The following is a 17,963-nucleotide window of genomic DNA, read 5'->3' as shown; positions in this document are numbered from 1 at the left end:
TGAGGCGGATGGTGGTTAAGAAGGAATATTCATCGTCTGTTTTTCTTCCAGCAATTTCTCCACAACACCAGGATCGGCGAGCGTCGAGATATCCCCCAGATTGCTGGTATCCCCGGCAGCGATCTTGCGTAGGATACGCCGCATAATCTTGCCGGAACGGGTTTTAGGTAAAGAGTCGGTCCAGTGTAGTATATCGGGTGTCGCAATCGGGCCAATCTCTTTACGTACCCAGTTGCGTACTTCGGTATACAGCTCGCTGGTCGGCTCTTCACCGTGATTCAACGTGATATAGGCATAAATAGCCTGTCCCTTGAGATGGTGTGGAATACCAACGACGGCGGCTTCGGCTATTTTGGGATGAGACACTAATGCAGATTCGATTTCAGCGGTTCCCAGGCGATGCCCGGATACGTTCAGCACATCATCCACTCGGCCAGTGATCCAGTAATAACCATCTTCGTCGCGGCGCGCGCCATCACCACTGAAGTACATCCCTTTGAACGTGGAGAAATACGTCTGTTCAAAGCGGTCATGATCACCAAATAAAGTACGGGCCTGACCCGGCCAGGAGTCGGTGATGACCAGATTGCCTTCACAAGCTCCATCCTGAAGATTTCCGAGGTTATCGACCAACGCAGGTTGTACACCAAAGAACGGCAGGGTTGCTGAACCGGCTTTGAGTTCGGTGGCACCAGGCAACGGTGTGATCATGAAACCACCTGTTTCGGTTTGCCACCAAGTATCTACGATCGGGCATTTCGCATTACCAATTTTGTTGAAATACCATTCCCAGGCTTCCGGGTTGATGGGTTCGCCGACGGATCCCATGATTTTCAGCGATGTCCGGGAGGTGCCCTGAATCGCTTTGTCCCCATCCGCCATCAATGCACGGATGGCTGTCGGTGCGGTGTAAAGAATATTGACCTGATGTTTATCAACTACCTGTGCCATACGGCTGGAATCTGGCCAATTGGGAACCCCTTCAAACATCAGCGTAATGGCGCCACAGGCTAGCGGACCATAGACCAAATAACTGTGACCGGTGATCCAGCCGACATCGGCAGTACACCAGTAGATGTCTCCAGGATGGTAATCAAAGACATATTTAAAGGTGGTAGCCGCATAAACCAGATAACCACCGGTAGTATGCAGGACGCCTTTGGGTTTGCCGGTCGAGCCGGAGGTATAAAGGATAAACAGTGGGTCTTCCGCGTTCATTTCTTCCGGTGGGCAATGATCATCGGCCAGTTCCATCAGATCGTGCCACCACAGATCTCGTCCGGTTTTCCACTCACCTTGTTTTCCGGTACGGCGGAAAACGATTACGTTGGAAACACTGTTCACGGCGGGATTTTTTAGTGCTTCATCAATATTTTTCTTCAGCGGAATTGCACGCCCGGCGCGAATCCCCTCATCAGCGGTGATAACCAGTTTCGCGCTGGAGTCAACAATACGTCCGGCAATAGATTCAGGTGAAAAACCACCAAAAATAACGGAATGGACAGCACCGATACGAGCGCAGGCCAGCATAGCGACGGCGGCTTCAGGTACCATCGGCATGTAAATAGCGATCACATCGCCTTTTTTTATTCCCTGTGCTTTCAGAACGTTAGCAAAGCGGCAGACGGATTGGTGTAGTTCCCGGTAGGTGACTTTTTTACTTTCTTTAGCGTCATCACCCTCCCAGATGATGGCAGTTTGATCGCCACGTGTTTCCAGGTGACGATCAAGACAGTTGGCGGCAACATTCAAGGTTCCGTCTTCAAACCAACCAATATGGATGTGGCCGGGATCGAATGATGTGTTTTTGACCTGTTGATATGGCTTCATCCAATCAACGATCTTCCCCTGTTCTCGCCAAAAGGCGGCAGGATCCTGGATAGATTCCTGGTACATCTTTTTATATTGATCGGCTGTTATTAACGCATCTTTCGCGATGTTAACGGGTATGGGGTGCTTATTCTGTTGGCTCATAGTGCTCTCCTTAAACCTGTTAATAATATGTCAACCAATAGTTAATAGTAGTGTGCCATCGGCATTTGTTTCTTTTCTGCGCGATAGATCACGCATTGTTGGAAAGCCATGGTGAGGTTGCTATTTAAGGGGGCTCTGGTTTTTAAACACCAGGTGTTGGGATTGATAACAGGCATTTATAGTATGTGATAGCGATCACACTTTTAGGTATTGCAAAAACTATTTACTTGATCATGAGGCAAGTAATGCCCAATCTGACACTTTCAATTGCTTATAACTATTATTAATGAATATTTGATCGGACTATGCGATCAAATGGCGCAAAAATCACGCTTATTCAGTCGATAACCTCGGGGAAGAAGACGGTATAGTGCGCTTGGATCGAAAGCAGATCCTATACAGACTGTATTATACAGCCATTTGCCAGTTTCTTCTTTTGAATAAAAAATAGACTGAAAATTAGTAAATAGGTTTGATTATTTAATGATGTGTTGATGTGGATAATCAAAACCAATAATGACTCGACGGTAATATTATTTGTCTATTTATAATAAACAGGTCAGTAACCAATAATGTTGAACAATTTTCATTATTTATATAATTCAACTAGTTGGTTATTATTCCTGAACGGTTTGGCGATTTTTACATCAATCGGATTTCCCCGATCTGGTTAGTTTAAGAACTATCATCATGTGGCTCTTGAACTATGGCTTACTCACACCTACTCAGATGGACAGCTTTTACACAGCATGAAGCAGAGGAAATAATGAGTCTGATATTTGGGCAGAACGAAATCATAAACATGTTAAGTACCGCCCCAGCGCACAATGATAGGCGCGCTGTTGCAGTAATTGATGAAAAATGCAAGGTGATCTACGCCAATTCTGCATTTAATGCGCATTTTGGCCTACGCTCCGTGCCTAATACTCCAGTATCTATTGACGATGTATTGCCGGTTAACGTGAAATTTGCATATCAGGATTTCATAACCAACAGTGATGTACTTAGCACTCGCGTGGTCTGGGATTTATTATCAGATGGTTTTTCTAAAAAGAACCAGGGTACGCTTTCTTTCTCGAAATTGAATGTGGAAAACCGGGTATTATCCTTAGTGATTCTGAATCAAGAAAATACTGACACTACATCACACCTCGCTTCTTAAGCGTTTTTATTACACAAAACAATGAATGGCAGCCTTAACTGAACATTTTTGCGCCTATCAGCAGTGCTGCCATTTTTTTTGACCAGTAATAATCACTCACTTTATTACAGTTTTATTTCATTTGATTTCATCGATACGTTTCGATGGTGGTTTTTTTATAATTAAAAATTATATCCATAGAATAAGAAAACTCATTAATGAGAGTAGAGAAATTTATCTTTACGCATGTGTTATGAGTAATGTTGTGAATATTGCCAATCCTTTTAGAATAATCAGCATATATAATGAATTGTTAAATTTACATGAGTAGTCTGTATTAGTAATACTGATCGTGACCTTTATACTCATCGTTGTTAATTCAGGTTTGGTCTTTTAAACCGTATTGACCTGCTCCCCATTGATTAACAAGCCGCTCAAATATTGTTCCGACCGCAAAAGGCGCGTCCTTCACTGGGCTCGCTAACGCTTGCCGTTTAGCGGAGTGTTATACTCTTATCTGGAAAATCAGACGGAGTAGTGAACATGAATCAGCATGAAAAACTTAATTACGTAGAATTTGCTGCTAAGGATTTAGACGCAACAAAATCATTCTTTACCACTGTTTTCGGCTGGGACTTTGTTGACTATGGGCCAGAATATACTGCGTTTGCTAATCAAGGTTTAGACGGTGGTTTTTATAAATCTGACGCTTGTAGCCAAACCACAACTGGCGGAGCACTTCTTATTTTTTATAGTGCTGACATCGAAGCAACATTAAGCAACGTGTTGAAAAATGGTGGTGAAGTTATCCGTCCAATATTTGCGTTTCCTGGCGGCTGCCGTTTTCATTTTCTTGAGCCAAGTGGTAATGAGTTTGCGGTGTGGTCTGAAGCTCGCGTATAACAAGCGCACGCAATGGATCAATCTCCCGCTGTTGCTTCACATTGCCCGCTGAGTTGGGCGTTGCCTTGAACATCATGAAAGTGACTTCAAGGCTTATGGTGAACTCAAAAGAAAACTTGTTGCTAGAGGAATGAGTATGGCTGACTACTTACGCCAGAAAGAGCCTTTCATAAGCGGTATACTGTCAAGATATCTGAAGACATAACAAACAATTCAAGCGGACCGTCAACGCGTGACGTTCCTGACTCCATTGGGGTCATACTCCCGGAGAGCCACAAGAAATGTTTTGTTCAACTATCCAAATGGCTGCCTGGCACAGAAGCCGAAGAGTTTGGGTCGCTAAATGATGTCGACGTCATATCGAAGACAATAGCCATGCACATGACAATGGCTATTTTGGCGAGGCGTGGCCTGAATATTACTTAATCAGCCAAAATGATTATGGCGACTATTACGTTATCAATCACCAGAATACAGGATCTCATCATGCAGTTGTTGAATTTGAGGCAGGCCAGATTATTAAGCATTGGCTTTATCATGAGCGGATTATTGCTTTTGATTGTGTTACGCCTGCTGGCTTGTTTTGTCGCGGGTTTTCTGGTGTATGAAATCATCAATCTGCTAACCCCGTATTTTCAGAAAGTTATCAGCGGTAAGCGCGCACGGTTGTTGGTGGTGGCAGTGATTAGTACGGTAGTGGTTAGCCTGCTGTGTGTGGTTTTTGGTACGCTGGTAGGGTTGTTGATGCAGGAAATGAAAGATACCAGCGTATTTAATGAGCGTATTGCGTTTATTTTACATGACGTGCAAAAGCAATTCATGACTTATTTACCTGGATACTTACCGGTAAGTATTGACGAATTACAGCGTGAGTTTCTGTCCTGGCTGCAAAAGCATGTAGTGATATTGCAGAATCTGGGTAAGGATTTCTTGCATGGATTTGTCACCATGTTGATCGGCATGATCCTGGGCGCGATCATTTCTCTGTATAACGTTGAACCAGACGTTGAAAAACCGTTACTGAAAACAGAGTTACTGCACCGTGTGGCGCTGTTGTCCGCATCATTTCGGAATATTGTGTTCGCGCAGGTAAAAATATCGTTGGTGAATACCACCCTGTCTGCCGTTTTTATCCTGGGTATTTTCCCCGGATTTGGTGTTCATTTACCGTTTGCCAAAACACTGGTGATATTGACGTTTATATTTGGTCTGCTGCCGGTGATCGGCAATTTGATTTCCAATTCCGTGGTGTTCATTGCGGCATTGTCCATTTCAGTGCCGGTGTCGTTGGTGGCGCTGGTTTATCTGATGTTGATTCACAAGCTGGAGTATTTTCTTAACGCTAAAATTGTGGGTACCCGAATTAAAGCCCATGCCTGGGAAATACTGTTGGCGATGCTGGTTTTTGAAGCCGCTTTCGGGATATCCGGTGTGATTGCCGCGCCGATATACTATGCCTATCTGAAAAGTGAGCTGAAAGAAGCGGCTCTGATCTGAATGCGGTGGGTGAAGAGGCGTTTCCAAAACATTCAGCCCGGCAAATCCCCGGGCTGGAACAAGTGACTTACATCATGTTAGCGGGATGAAATTGCGACAACCGGTTCTTTTACTTCTGGTTGCACCCCGAGCGGGTTGTTACCCCAACACTGTTCATATTTCCAACCAGTCAGTTCTTCTGCAACCACTCGCGCTTCGGCAGGAATATCGGCAATAGCGCCACCGGCTTTGATGCGGGCGATTTCTTCCAACAGGATAGCGTGGTTTTTACGATCCAGCTTCATTTGGGTGGTGTAATAAATGGCGATGATAGCCAGACCCGTCACGCCCAGAGAGAACACCCCGATAATGGCCAAAACCGCACTTTCCGGCTGAGTTGACTGACCGGAAACAAACCCGAATTGACTCAATGTCCACCCCATGACAAATACGATAACGGAGCGAATCATTTTACCGGCGAATGTCATGGCGCCAGCATAGATACCCTCACGGCGACGACCCGTCAGGACTTCATCCACGTCAGCCAGGAAGGTGTATACCGTCCAGGGAATATAGTATATCCCTCCGGTGCTCAGGCCAAATATGGCGGTGATACCGAACAGTACGGCAATGGTTGCGGTGTGAGACCAATTGGCAAAATAGAGCGCGGCATATGCTATTACACAAACAATAACCACGGTTAGCGCCAGGCGGAACGGCCGTGCGAAGCCCATTTTGACACAGATACCAATAAAGGCTGCGGTGGAAATCAACTGCATAATAGAGCTGAAGCTGGAGAGCTGGGAAACCAGCGCCGTGTTTTGTTTCAGACCGAAAACGATAAAATAGGTGAAGGCAGAAGCGAACAACCACTCAGCGCCGAACCCAAACAAGTACATGCCCATATGTTTACGGAAAATACGCAGGCGGAAGGTTGATGCCATATCCACACTGAGTTTTTTCAGCGCGTTCCATAGGCTGGTAGTGTTTTCATGCACGATTTCGCTGATAGGCCGTTCCCAGGATGTCAGATAGAGTGAAACCATTGCGACACACATGATGGCACCATAAACCAGACCGGTGTAGAAGAAGGGGGTGGCAGAGTCCTTGCCATAAATAAGAATAAATTGACCTGGAATAAATGCGCCCAGAAAGTTGGCCACTTTACCAAAAATGGCTTTAGAACCTGTTAGTTTAGACCGCATTTTAAAATCACTGGTCATTTCGGTGGCCAGCGTTTCATAAGGCACCATGATTGAGGTGTAAATTAGCTCAAACAGGACATAGGTAGCCAGGTAATACCAAAAGCCGAAACCATGCATCCACAGCATGGGATAGACTAATACCAACGGAATGCCTAGCAGAATAAAGAAACGACGACGGCCAAACATCCGGCCGAGTCGGGTGTTGTAGAAATTGTCACTGATGTAACCCATTACCGGGTTACTGATAGCATCAATAATACTGGCAACAGAGAAAATTGACGCTGCCTGTACTAATGTCAGACCACAAAATGTGGTGTAAAAGTACAGCAGCCAGGCACCACTGATGGCTAAGGCACCACTGCCCAGCAGGTTAGCGCTGCCATAACAGAAAGTGTGCTTAAAAGAGATGGGCTTACTCATGATCAATTTTCCTACATTTATGAAACATTATTTCATTTGAAATGAACTTATGTTTTTATAATTTGCTCTCTGATTGATAAAGTAAACTAACCATCACGGTTCTGGTGGTTTTTAATAGCATTCTGTCAGAGAGATCATGAAATAAGATTTTTTAATTGGATCTGATAAAAAGTGAATAAAAATATATAATTTTACTAATTAACATTAATATTTTATCGCTATACAGTAAGTTTGTTGTGTTTCAACCAGCATGATGCCGTTATGAAAAGATAAGTGTAGCGCGGAGGTGTTCGTGAGCGCGGAGGATGAGCGTTGTCGCTATTGTAACAACCGAAGTGAACCGGGGGAGTGAAAACAGGTTGTATTGTTATTTACTCTCCTGCAATGAGAAAAACACCTTCATGGCACTTCCATGATTAACGCCATAATCAGGATGGTTTATGTCAATCATTATTAGGCTGGATGTGTTATTGGCACAAAAGAAAATGAAGTCGCGGGAACTGGCTTGCTTAATCGGGATTACGGAACAAAATCTGTCATTGCTGAAATCAGGGAAAGTGAGAAGTATCCGTTTTGATACGTTGCAGAAAATATGTGCTGCATTGTCGTGCCAGCCGGGCGATTTATTGGAATACCGGCCGGATGAATAAGGGGCTGCGAATCAATACCCCCGCCGAAACGGGGGATTATCAATAGTTGTACTGTGGCTTATTTCAGCAGGTCGGCAACGGCAAATTTAGCTCCGTGATCGCGTAGCGCCAGATAAGCCTGCGTGACGGCAGTGACAAAGGTATTGTTGACGGGCAAATCATCGCCAAATACGCTTTTCAGCGACAATAATCCGCGTACCCGTTCGATGTCATCAGCCGTTGTGTTGACAATATTCCGTAGCGTCTCAATCAATGGGTCGCGGACATCTATTGTTTGTCCTGCATCATCTGTACCACTGACATAGCGCATCCAACCGGCGATGCCCAGAATCAGGCAACGGCAATCGCTACTGTGCTCGATGTGCCAGCGCAGCGAGGCCAGCATACGTTGTGGCAGTTTCTGGGTACCATCCATGGCAATCTGCCAGGTACGGTGTTTCAGCGCCGGGTTGGAGAAGCGGGTAACCAGTTGATCAGCATAAGTAACAAGATCCCGGTCTTTCAGCCGCAGTGTGGGCTCCTGCTCTTTTAGCATCAGGTGGTAAACTGCCTGACGATAGTGCTCATCTTCCATGCAATCATTGATATGCTCATAGCCTGCCAGATAACCCAGATAAGCGAGAAAAGAGTGGCTACCATTGAGCATTCTCAGCTTCATTTCTTCAAACGGCAGGACATCATCGACCAACTGTGCTCCGGCAATGTCCCAGTCTGGTCGGCCAGCGACGAAATTATCTTCGATCACCCACTGAATAAAAGGTTCGCAGGCTATCCCGCATGGATCTGCCACGCCTAGTGCGTCGGTAATCTGCTGCAAGGTTTCCGGCGTGGCGGCAGGCACGATGCGGTCCACCATGGTATTGGGAAACGTGACCTGACTGTCAATCCACTCCGCCAGAGCGGCGTCCCGTATCCGGGCCGATTCCATCACCGCTTTTTTGGCGATTTTGCCGTTCTCCGGCACGTTATCGCAGGAAAGTACGGAAAAAGGCGCGATACCGCGTTCATGGCGCAGTCGTAGCGCCTCGGCCAGCAGGCCGGGTACGGAAGACGGGTGCAGAGGATCGGCCAGATCCTGCTGTATTAATGGGTTATTCTGATCCAACATACCGCTGGAGCCATCCATGCAGTAGCCTTTCTCGGTGATGGTCAGGGAGACAATCGCCACTTCCGGATCTGCCAGTTGTGCCAGAATAGCCGGAATACCTTCCACGCGGGCGTGTAGGGATTTGCATACGGATCCGATAATAATGGCGTGATTTCCGGTGGCGTCTTTTTCCAGCACAGTGAATAAATGATCCTGCTGGCGTAATGATGTGATCATCGTATCGTTACTGAACAACACGATTTCACAAATCCCCCAATCGCCACCCTGCTGATTTAGCACCCGGTTGGTCAACAGTGCCTGGTGTGCACGATGAAAGGCGCCAAAACCGATATGAACAATGCGGGGTTTCAACGCATTGCGGTCATAGTGCGGCTGCTGAACGGTAGCTGGCAAGGAAACGGTAGAAAGGTTTTGGGTGATATTGGACATTATCGGCGATTCCGAAATGGAAAAAGAGATTAACTGCCTAACGATAGCGACCTTTCTGTCCCGGAGCAACCTGTGTATCCGGTCAGCTTTGCCGGCATCACCCAGTATTACCGGCGGGGCGAATTTAGTGTTGATACCTGACGGATAAACCAGGCGGGGATGATCGCGGCAAAAAAGAACACCGCTACGATGTAAAAGCCATCCTGATAAGCGAGCATCTGTGCTTTAGGTGTCAGCATACGCTGAATAAATTCCATCACGCCAGGGTTAACACTGATATTGAATGGGTCGCCAAACGGGTTACCCCAGTGTGTGTAAAGGCTACCGAGTTGGCGGATAGCATCGTTTCCCACCGGATTAGCGGCAGTCAGTGACTCTGCCAGCATTTCACCGTGAAAGGTGGTGCGACGTTCGATCAGCACCGAGAGCAGATTGACGCCTAATGCCCCTCCCAACTGACGAATAAAATTCAGGCTGCCAGCCCCCTGAGCCAGCTTGTCTGGTGTCAGGGCACGCAGTGCGCCAGCGTTCAACGCCGGTAACATCACGCCCAGGCCGACACGTCCCACGACAATCCACCAAGCCATGGTCCAGAATGGGGTATTGGTATCCGCATCACTGGAGAGCCAACAGGATAATCCGAACAGTAACAAGCCGATGATCACCGGATAATGTGGTTTCACTCGATCACTGAGCGTCCCGGCCAATGGAAACACCATTCCTAATGCCAGGCCAGCGGGCATCAGCAGTAGACCGGAACGGGTAGGGGTATAACCCTGAATGGTTTGTACAAACAGTGGGATAATGTAGGTTGAACCGTAAATACCGGCTCCCAGGGCAAAAGCAACGATACAGCCAGCAGTAAACGCCCGATTGTTGAATACCCGCAAACTGAGCAGCGGCTGTGGCGTCAGTAGTTCATTAATAATGAACGCCAGGGTCGTCAGTACAGAACAGCTCAACATGCCGATGATAAAAAATGAGTTCCAGCCTTCCCGCTGTCCGTTGGATAAACCAGCCAGTAGCGTGGTCAGTGCGATCAACAGCAAGATAAACCCTGGCAGGTCGAATTTATGCCGTGGTGTAGCGGTATCAGCACTTTTTCCCGGTAGTACCACCAAGGCTGCGGCAATACCCGCCAGACAGAACGGGACAACCACCATGAAAACGGCACGCCAGTCTAACTGGTCAACCATCAGCCCGCCGGCCGCTGGTCCGAGGGCTGGCGCCAAGACGACGCCGACGCCGTAGATACCCATGGCTCGCCCTCGTTCAGAGGCAGGAAAAACCTGGGAAATGATAATCATCGCCAATGGCTGAATAATGCCGGACGCGCTGCCTTGCAGGATACGGGCGATAATCACCTCGGTACTGCTCTGGCTGAGGGTTCCCATGATGCTGCCCAGCACAAAAACAACTAACGCGCCGACAAAGGTGGCGCGGTAACCAAAGCGTTCCAGCGTCCAGGCTGTCATCAGCATGGTGGCGGTCATGGAGGCCAGAAACGCGGTGGAGAGCCATTGCACCTGATCCTGACCCATACCGAAAGCGCCCATGATGTCGTGCATGGCGACATTAACAATAGTCGCGGTGGCGGTAGTCGCAATAGTGCCGAGCATCACTGTCACTGTGGCTAACCAGCGATATGTGTGACCAAAACGCTGTGTCTGGGCTTCAATCGGCGACATTGATGGTCACTTGTGCCATGAGGCCCGGTTTCAGGCGGGTGTCGACGTTATCCAGTGCGATACGTACCGGTACACGCTGGGTAATTTTGGTGAAATTACCTGATGGATTGGGACTGGGTAACAGAGCAAACTGGTTAGTTGCAGCGTTTCCGACCCGGACGACATGTCCCTGAAATTGTTGACCAGGATAAGCATCAACTTCAATATTAACCGGTTGCCCGACTTTCACCCGCGCAATAGCGGTTTCTTTAATATTGGCTTCCACCCACAGGTTATGTGGGTCATGTACCATCATGATCCATTGCCCAGCCTGAATGTATTCCCCAACGTTGGTGATGGTGCGGTCAACGACGCCATCTACTGGAGCACGCAGTGTCCGGTCGGCAATGTCTTGCTTCAATTGCTCAACTTGTGCCTGTAATGCGGCGCGTTGCTGGCGCTGCATATCGATCTGTCGATCCAGTACCTGTAGTGTATTACGTTGTGCTTTGGCATTAGCGAGTGCTGCCCGTTGTGCATCGCGTTGAGCCTCCGCTTCCCGTAGTCCGCTTTGCCGCTGTAGCCATGTGGTGTGGGATTCGTCCCAGGTTTTTTTCGACGTCAGGTTTCGTTTTAATAACTGGTCATCACGCTGAAAATTGCTCTGAGCCAGTGTGAGCTGATAACCCGCGTTGCTAAGAGCCGATTCAGCTGCCGCCAGCTCTGATTGTGCCTGTGCCTGTTCAGCTTGAGTGGTAAGGTCTGTAACTTGGCGTTGAGTCTGACTGTAGCTGACTTGGGCATCGGCCGCCGCCAGGCTGCCCTCCAGCGCGGCAAGCTGCAATTTTGCGTCACGATTGTCAATTTGCGCCAATATCTGGCCCTTTTTGATGACATCACCGTCAATCACCGGGCGGGCCGTCAACCAGCCGTCTTGCCGGCTGGCAAGGGAAATGACTTCTCCCACGATATGCGCATCGTTTTCAGTAATGTGCGTCAAACGTTGGTAAAACCAGAACGAGGCTGCCACCAGCACGGCGAGCAATATTGCCACGCCTGCCAGCAATAGCGTTTTATGGCGGTGATTCAGATGATGAAACCCTGCCAGCATCGGTAACGTTATTCTCATGACTGGTTTTGTTCTAGGTGGGTTAAATTGTCAATGACCTGCCCGACAAATTGGCTTACCTGCTCAATGTCTTGTTCCGACAACCCTTCCAATGCTTGAGTACGGATCTTGTTGGCAATATTTTCTACTTTTTCCACTTGTTGCAGACCTTGTTCGGTCAGATGAATCTCTTTAAAACGACGATCTGTACCTTCTCGCCTTTCGATGAGCCCCTGTTTTTGCAGGCAGTCCAGTAACCGCACTACCGCTGAGGCATCCAGACCGATAGCATCGGCCAGGGCTTTTTGGTGGGAGGGTGTTTCTGCCCGGGCGATGTACAACAAGGGTAACCAGGTGGCTTGTGTTAACCCATACGGCTGTAATTCACGGTCGATGACACGCCGCCAAAGACGGGTAGTTTGCCCAAGCATCACGGCGAAGCGACGACGGGAAGATGATTCAATAAATGACATAACGATTTATATCCAGTGAGTGACATATAATTAATTAACAATGCAACTAATGACAAGTCAATTTATTTTGTGCGATATCGCACAGACGTTTCTCTCTGGTTACGCATGGTAGAAAAAGGGAAATGATAGAGGAGAGCAGGGCAGCCCGTGGGCTGCTCCTGAGAATAATACTACGATTTGTTAACGGTGGTCGCCGGTGTGACAGGCGTTGTTGTTTGCGCACTTCCATCCGTTGTGGCGGCCGGTTGTGCGGCAGACTGGCTGCTATCCGAAGTGGCAGGTGCTGTTGTTTGCGCACTTCCATCCGTTGTGGCGGCCGGTTGTGCGGCAGACTGGCTGCTATCCGAAGTGGCAGGTGTTGTTGTTTGTGCACTTCCATCCGCTGTGGCGGCTGGTTGCGCGGTGGACGGGCTATTATCCGGAGTGGCAGGTGTCGCGGAGGCCTGTTGAATAATTGGCGCCTGTGTTTCGGGAGCGGGGGTGACCTCTGGATCCACTTCTTCTGCTGGTCCGTTGACTTTCACCGGTATGCCAAGACGGTTTCTAAGCGCCAGATCAGTCACGCGATCATTTACGCTCGGATCCGCCAGGATTTTGGCTACGCTGTCAGGCAGTGTGATCGGAATGGGTGCGTTGGAGTTGAACTCCGCAGCGTCACGAGACAGGGGGTGATGTACCTCAATGTAGCGTGAACCATCCGGTTCAACCGTGGCTTTCACCGGTTCGTTGATAAATTGCACGCGTGTGCCCACCGGCACGTGGTCGAACAGATACTTGATATCTTTGTCACGCAGACGAACACAACCGTGGCTGACGCGCAGACCGATGCCGAAGTTGGCGTTAGTACCGTGAATGGCATACAGACGGCCGACGTAAAGTGCATACAATCCCATCGGATTATCTGGACCGGCCGGATAAACCTCGGGCAGTGTTTCACCACGGGCAGCGTATTCGGCATGCATGGCGGCTGTTGGCGTCCAGGTCGGGCGCGCCTTTTTCCGCTGCACGGACGTTATCCAGTTGATCGGGGTGTCTTTACCCAGTTCACCGATACCGATAGGTAATACAATCACGGTGTTGGTGCCTTTGGGGTAGTAGTAAAGGCGCATTTCCGCACTGTTGATAATAATGCCTTCATGTGGCGTATCCGGCAGGATCAACTGCTGTGGAATAAGCATGGTTCTGCCTGGACGCGGCAAATAGGCATCAATTCCGGGGTTCGCTTCCATCATATTGCTCAGCCCCATCTGATACTCGGCGGCAAAATGTTCTAATGGTTGCGTACTATCCTTTGGAATAGTGACGTGAATATTTTCACCGACTAACCGGCCTTTACCGGCTGGCAGTGGGTAGACAACGGCGAGTGCTGCTTGACTAAATGTGACAGTCGCCAGAACTAGGATCAGGGTCGCGCGAATACTCATTTTCATGTCTTTGTTGAGTGTTAAAGCCTACCAGCATAACGGAGTATGCTTATTTATGGTCAATAGAGACCGGATGCGCATTATATGTGCAGAAAGCTCACAGAGAAATACTCCGTGCGATGAATCACATTTTTTGCTGTTACTCCGATGACGTTTTTTCGGTTTTTCCGGCCATCATGGTCAGAAAATCATAACGACGGCGCAGATCTTCTTCAGCTTCCTGGTAAAGCCGTGCCGCATCATCCGGCGATTGGTTGTTAAGACGGCGGAAGCGTTGTTCATTAAGCAGGGTTTCGCTCAGACCGGCGGACGGCGGACGGGAATCCGTCACCAGGGCCGGTTTACCTTGCTCGCTACGTCGCGGATCGAAGCGGTACAGCGGCCAGAAGCCGGTCGTAGTAAGCTGGCGCATCTGGTCGTGACTGAACGCCAGATCGTAACCATGCTCTTCACAAGGGCTGTAGGCAATGATCAATGACGGACCAGGCCAGGCCTCGGCTTCCTGAATGGCTTTCACCGTTTGATTCAGTTGGGCGCCAAGGGAAATCTGCGCCACATAGACATGGCCGTACATCATGATATTGATGCCCAAGTCTTTGCGTACCTTGCGCTTGCCCTTTTCACCAAACTTCGTCACGGCTCCCAACGGGGTGGCTTTGGACTGTTGTCCGCCAGTGTTGGAGTAACACTGGGTATCAAGTACCAGTACGTTGACGTTTTCCGACAGGCTCATTACATGGTCCAGACCACCATAACCGATATCATAGGCCCAGCCGTCTCCGCCGATCAGCCAGACGGATTTATCCACCAGATGATCGGCATCGGCGGCCAGTATGCGGGCGGGTTCGCTGTTTATCTTGCTCAGTTGCTCCCGTAACTGTGCGACCTGCTGGCGGCGAAGGTCCGTGGTGGCGGTCGCTTCCTGCAAATCGACGACCAGTTCTGCCGGTAACTGTGGTGCCAGTTGCAGCAGCAGCCGTAGTGTGCGTTGACGGTGTTGATCTATGCTAAGGCGGAAACCAAGACCGAATTCGGCATTATCTTCAAACAACGAGTTGGCCCAGGCCGGCCCACGTCCCTGAGCATCGGTAGTCCAGGGTGTTGTCGGCAGGTTGCCGCCGTAAATGGAAGAGCAACCGGTAGCGTTGGCTACCAGTAAGTGATCACCATACAACTGGGTCAACAGCTTGATATAAGGTGTTTCACCACAACCGGAGCAGGCACCGGAATATTCAAACAGCGGGGTGATCAGCTGCGACGTTCGGATATCAATGCGCTCCAGTTTGGAACGATCAATTTCCGGCAGTTGCAGAAAGAAATCATAGTGCGTTTTTTCTACGGTCAGATGTTCCAGTCGTGACGCCATATTGATGGCCTTGATTGTCGGATCCTGGCGATCTTTGGCAGGGCAGACTTCCACGCAGAGATTGCACCCGGTGCAGTCCTCCGGCGCGACCTGTAGTACGTACTTTTGGCCCCGCATGTCACGGGATTTGACATCCAGTGATTGCAGTGATGACGGTCCCGAAGCCATGGCGTCAGCGGGCACGACTTTAGCGCGAATCGCCGAATGAGGGCAGGCTGCCACGCAATGGTTGCACTGGGTACAAAGCTCTGGTTTCCACAACGGAATCTCTTCTGCGATATTGCGTTTTTCCCACTGGGTGGTGCCGGTCGGCCAGGTGCCGTCCGGTGGTAAGGCCGAGACCGGTAAGCTATCACCCAACCCGGCAAGCATGGCTGCGGTCACGGTTTTTACGAAATCTGGCGCGGCATCGGATACTACCGGTGGGCGGCACCCGCTTTCCGGGTTCACCGGTTCCAGATTCACCGCAGCTAATGCGTCAAGCGTGGCATCTAACGCCTGCCAGTTGCGCTCAACCAGATCCTGCCCTTTATTACCGTAACTGCTAGCGATAGCCGAACGCAGTTTTTCCCGTGCATCATCCCCTGGCAAGATGCGGGATAGATGGAAGAACGCCATTTGCATGACGGTGTTAATCCGTGCGCCTAACTGGCATTCACGGGCAATTCTGGCGGCATTGATGCAATAAACCCGGGCCTGGCGCTGGTTCAGCTCGGCCTGCACTTCCTGTGGCAGACGATGCCAGAGGTCATCACTTGGGTAAGGGGTATTAATCAGGAAAATGCCACCGGGTTTCAGTCGTTCCACCATATTGTACTTATCCATGAACTGCCACTGGTGACAGGCGACAAAATCGGCCTGATCAATCAGGTAGGCGGCGTTAATCGGATGAGGGCCGACACGCATATGGGAAACGGTCAGACTGCCGGCTTTTTTGGAGTCATAGACGAAGTAACCCTGTACAAACAAGGGTGTGGCATTCCCGACGATCTTGATGGAATTCTTGGCCGCAGAGACGGTGCCGTCACTGCCCAGTCCATAGAACAGTGCTTCAAGTGTGCAGTGGCTGGGTGTCGTTTCGGCGCTGAGCGGCAAGGATAGATGGGTGATGTCATCATAAATTCCCACGGTGAAACGGGGCCGGGGGTTGGTCAGTGCTAACTCTTTAAATACCGCTTCCACGCATTGCGGTGTGAATTCTTTTGAGGAGAGACCGTAACGTCCACCGATCACTCGTGGCATCAGTGAGCGCTCACCGCGAGAGAAGGCTTCCGCCAGTGCGGTCATGACATCCAGATACAGCGGTTCAGCCAACGATCCCGGTTCTTTGGTCCGGTCCAGCACAGCAATACGCTGCGCCTGTTGCGGGATAACCGACAGCAAATGACGAGCGGAGAATGGGCGGTATAACCGCACTTTTACCACCCCGACTTTTTCACCGCGCGTAAGCAGCGTATCAATCATTTCTTCACTGGTGCCCACGCCAGAACCCATCAGCACGATAATGCGCGTCGCCTCTGGATGACCATAATATTCAAATGGTTGGTACTGACGCCCGGTAACGTTGGCAAAATCATTCATTGCCTGCTCGACATGCCGGACGGCGTTGTCATACCAGGGATTGGTGGCTTCACGGGCCTGGAAGAAAGTATCCGGGTTTGAGGCGATACCGCGGATCACCGGATGGTCAGGTGTAAGTGCTCGCTCACGGTGTGCGGCAATGGCCTGCTGTGGTAGTAACTGATGCAGTTGCACATCGCTGAGCGGTTCAATCTTGTTGATCTCGTGTGAGGTGCGGAATCCATCAAAAAAATGAATAAAGGGTAAACGGCTGTTCAGGCTGGCTATTTGGGATATCAGTGCGAAATCCTGCGCTTCCTGTACGTTGCTGGCGCACAACATGGCGCAGCCTGTCTGACGTACCGCCATGACATCGGAATGGTCACAGAAAATAGACAACGCATGGCTGGCGACGGTACGCGCCGCAACATGCAGTACAAACGGCATCAACTGGCCGGCCAGTTTGTACAGTGTCGGGATCATTAACAGTAATCCCTGTGAAGAAGTAAAGGACGTCGCCAACGCACCGGTCTGTAACGCACCATGTACAGTCGCAATAGCACCGGCTTCCGACTGCATCTCGACTACGCGTGGCGTGTCTCCCCAGATATTTTTACGTCCATCACTCGACCAGGCTGACGCCTGCTCTGCCATGGTGGAACTTGGGGTGATGGGGTAGATGGCGATGACTTCATTGGTTCGCCAGGCCACGGAGGTGACCGCGTTATTACCGTCGGTGGTGATCATGACTACGCCTTATTGCTGAACGAATTACGGTATGAAACGGTATTATCGCCGTTGATGTCGCATAGGGTTGTATCAAAGTGTGTAATTTTTTACTGCATGAATCCTGCTTCTAATCCGTAGATGAGATAGCGCTCGTAGATGAGATAGTGAAAGCATAGCAGCGAACATTATGGGGTGTGGTAATGAAAAGTGAACATGGTGTGAAATTAAAACGGGAGCGGGCAGCTATTAATTGATTTTATGTCACGATTTGAGCGAGAAGATGTGCAACAGGATGTTATTGCCAGTAGATTTGGATAAGGCAACAGTTAA

12 protein-coding genes and 1 pseudogene are annotated in these 17,963 nt (G+C 49.4%); 5 read left to right on the top strand and 8 right to left on the bottom strand.

The features are described 5' to 3' along the window. Nucleotides 1-15 precede the first annotated feature (15 nt). Entirely contained in the window at nt 16-1,974 is a 1,959-nt protein-coding gene (acs, locus tag CWC46_RS21480; RefSeq protein ID WP_021014487.1) for an acetate--CoA ligase, read from the bottom strand. A gap of 766 nt (nt 1,975-2,740) precedes the next feature. On the opposite strand from acs, the gene CWC46_RS21475 reads away from it, so the two are divergent. The 4 genes and pseudogenes from CWC46_RS21475 (at nt 2,741) to CWC46_RS21460 (ending at nt 5,515) form a co-directional block, all read left to right on the top strand. Beyond that, entirely contained in the window at nt 2,741-3,136 is a 396-nt protein-coding gene (locus tag CWC46_RS21475) for a hypothetical protein (protein WP_021014488.1), read from the top strand. Between the two features lie 522 nt (nt 3,137-3,658). Continuing rightward, on the top strand, nt 3,659-4,018 hold the full coding sequence (locus CWC46_RS21470; protein WP_021014489.1) for a VOC family protein: 360 nt from the start codon (nt 3,659-3,661) through the stop codon (nt 4,016-4,018). 73 nt (nt 4,019-4,091) lie between these two features. Further along, nucleotides 4,092-4,223, top strand: a pseudogene (locus CWC46_RS23735) (hypothetical protein); the annotation flags it as partial. Between the two features lie 281 nt (nt 4,224-4,504). Next, nucleotides 4,505-5,515 carry an AI-2E family transporter gene (locus CWC46_RS21460; protein WP_021014490.1) on the top strand — a complete coding sequence of 337 codons (1,011 nt, stop codon included), beginning with the start codon at nt 4,505-4,507 and terminating at the stop codon, nt 5,513-5,515. Nucleotides 5,516-5,592: 77 nt separating this feature from the next. On the opposite strand, the gene CWC46_RS21455 is transcribed toward CWC46_RS21460, so the two are convergent. After that, nucleotides 5,593-7,119 carry an MFS transporter gene (locus CWC46_RS21455; protein WP_021014491.1) on the bottom strand — a complete coding sequence of 509 codons (1,527 nt, stop codon included), beginning with the start codon at nt 7,117-7,119 and terminating at the stop codon, nt 5,593-5,595. A 440-nt stretch (nt 7,120-7,559) separates the two neighbouring features. Between CWC46_RS21455 and CWC46_RS21450 the strand changes: the two genes are divergently transcribed. Next, nucleotides 7,560-7,769 (top strand): helix-turn-helix domain-containing protein, encoded by a 210-nt coding sequence (locus CWC46_RS21450; protein WP_021014492.1) that lies wholly within the window; start codon nt 7,560-7,562, stop codon nt 7,767-7,769. Between the two features lie 58 nt (nt 7,770-7,827). On the opposite strand, the gene CWC46_RS21445 is transcribed toward CWC46_RS21450, so the two are convergent. The 6 genes from CWC46_RS21445 to nifJ form a co-directional block, all read right to left on the bottom strand. After that, nucleotides 7,828-9,306, bottom strand: a complete 1,479-nt coding sequence (locus CWC46_RS21445; RefSeq protein WP_021014493.1) for a mannitol dehydrogenase family protein — start codon at nt 9,304-9,306, stop codon at nt 7,828-7,830. A 107-nt stretch (nt 9,307-9,413) separates the two neighbouring features. Beyond that, the gene (locus CWC46_RS21440; protein WP_021014494.1) at nt 9,414-10,994 is read right to left on the bottom strand and encodes a DHA2 family efflux MFS transporter permease subunit; all 1,581 of its coding nucleotides are present in this window, start codon (nt 10,992-10,994) and stop codon (nt 9,414-9,416) included. Beyond that, nucleotides 10,981-12,102, bottom strand: a complete 1,122-nt coding sequence (locus tag CWC46_RS21435) for an HlyD family secretion protein (RefSeq protein ID WP_021014495.1) — start codon at nt 12,100-12,102, stop codon at nt 10,981-10,983. The genes CWC46_RS21440 and CWC46_RS21435 overlap by 14 nt, the downstream gene beginning before the upstream one ends. Further along, the gene (locus CWC46_RS21430; RefSeq protein ID WP_021014496.1) at nt 12,099-12,554 is read right to left on the bottom strand and encodes a MarR family winged helix-turn-helix transcriptional regulator; all 456 of its coding nucleotides are present in this window, start codon (nt 12,552-12,554) and stop codon (nt 12,099-12,101) included. The genes CWC46_RS21435 and CWC46_RS21430 overlap by 4 nt, the downstream gene beginning before the upstream one ends. A gap of 170 nt (nt 12,555-12,724) precedes the next feature. After that, nucleotides 12,725-13,978: a L,D-transpeptidase family protein gene (locus CWC46_RS21425; protein ID WP_084297593.1), complete on the bottom strand. Its 1,254-nt coding sequence runs from the start codon at nt 13,976-13,978 to the stop codon at nt 12,725-12,727. 139 nt (nt 13,979-14,117) lie between these two features. After that, nucleotides 14,118-17,651: a pyruvate:ferredoxin (flavodoxin) oxidoreductase gene (gene nifJ / locus CWC46_RS21420; RefSeq protein ID WP_021014498.1), complete on the bottom strand. Its 3,534-nt coding sequence runs from the start codon at nt 17,649-17,651 to the stop codon at nt 14,118-14,120. Nucleotides 17,652-17,963 lie beyond the last annotated feature (312 nt).

The organism is Prodigiosinella confusarubida (genome assembly GCF_002847015.1).
Classification (GTDB): domain Bacteria; phylum Pseudomonadota; class Gammaproteobacteria; order Enterobacterales; family Enterobacteriaceae; genus Prodigiosinella; species Prodigiosinella aquatilis.
This window is presented reverse-complemented; position numbering and strand designations above follow the sequence as displayed.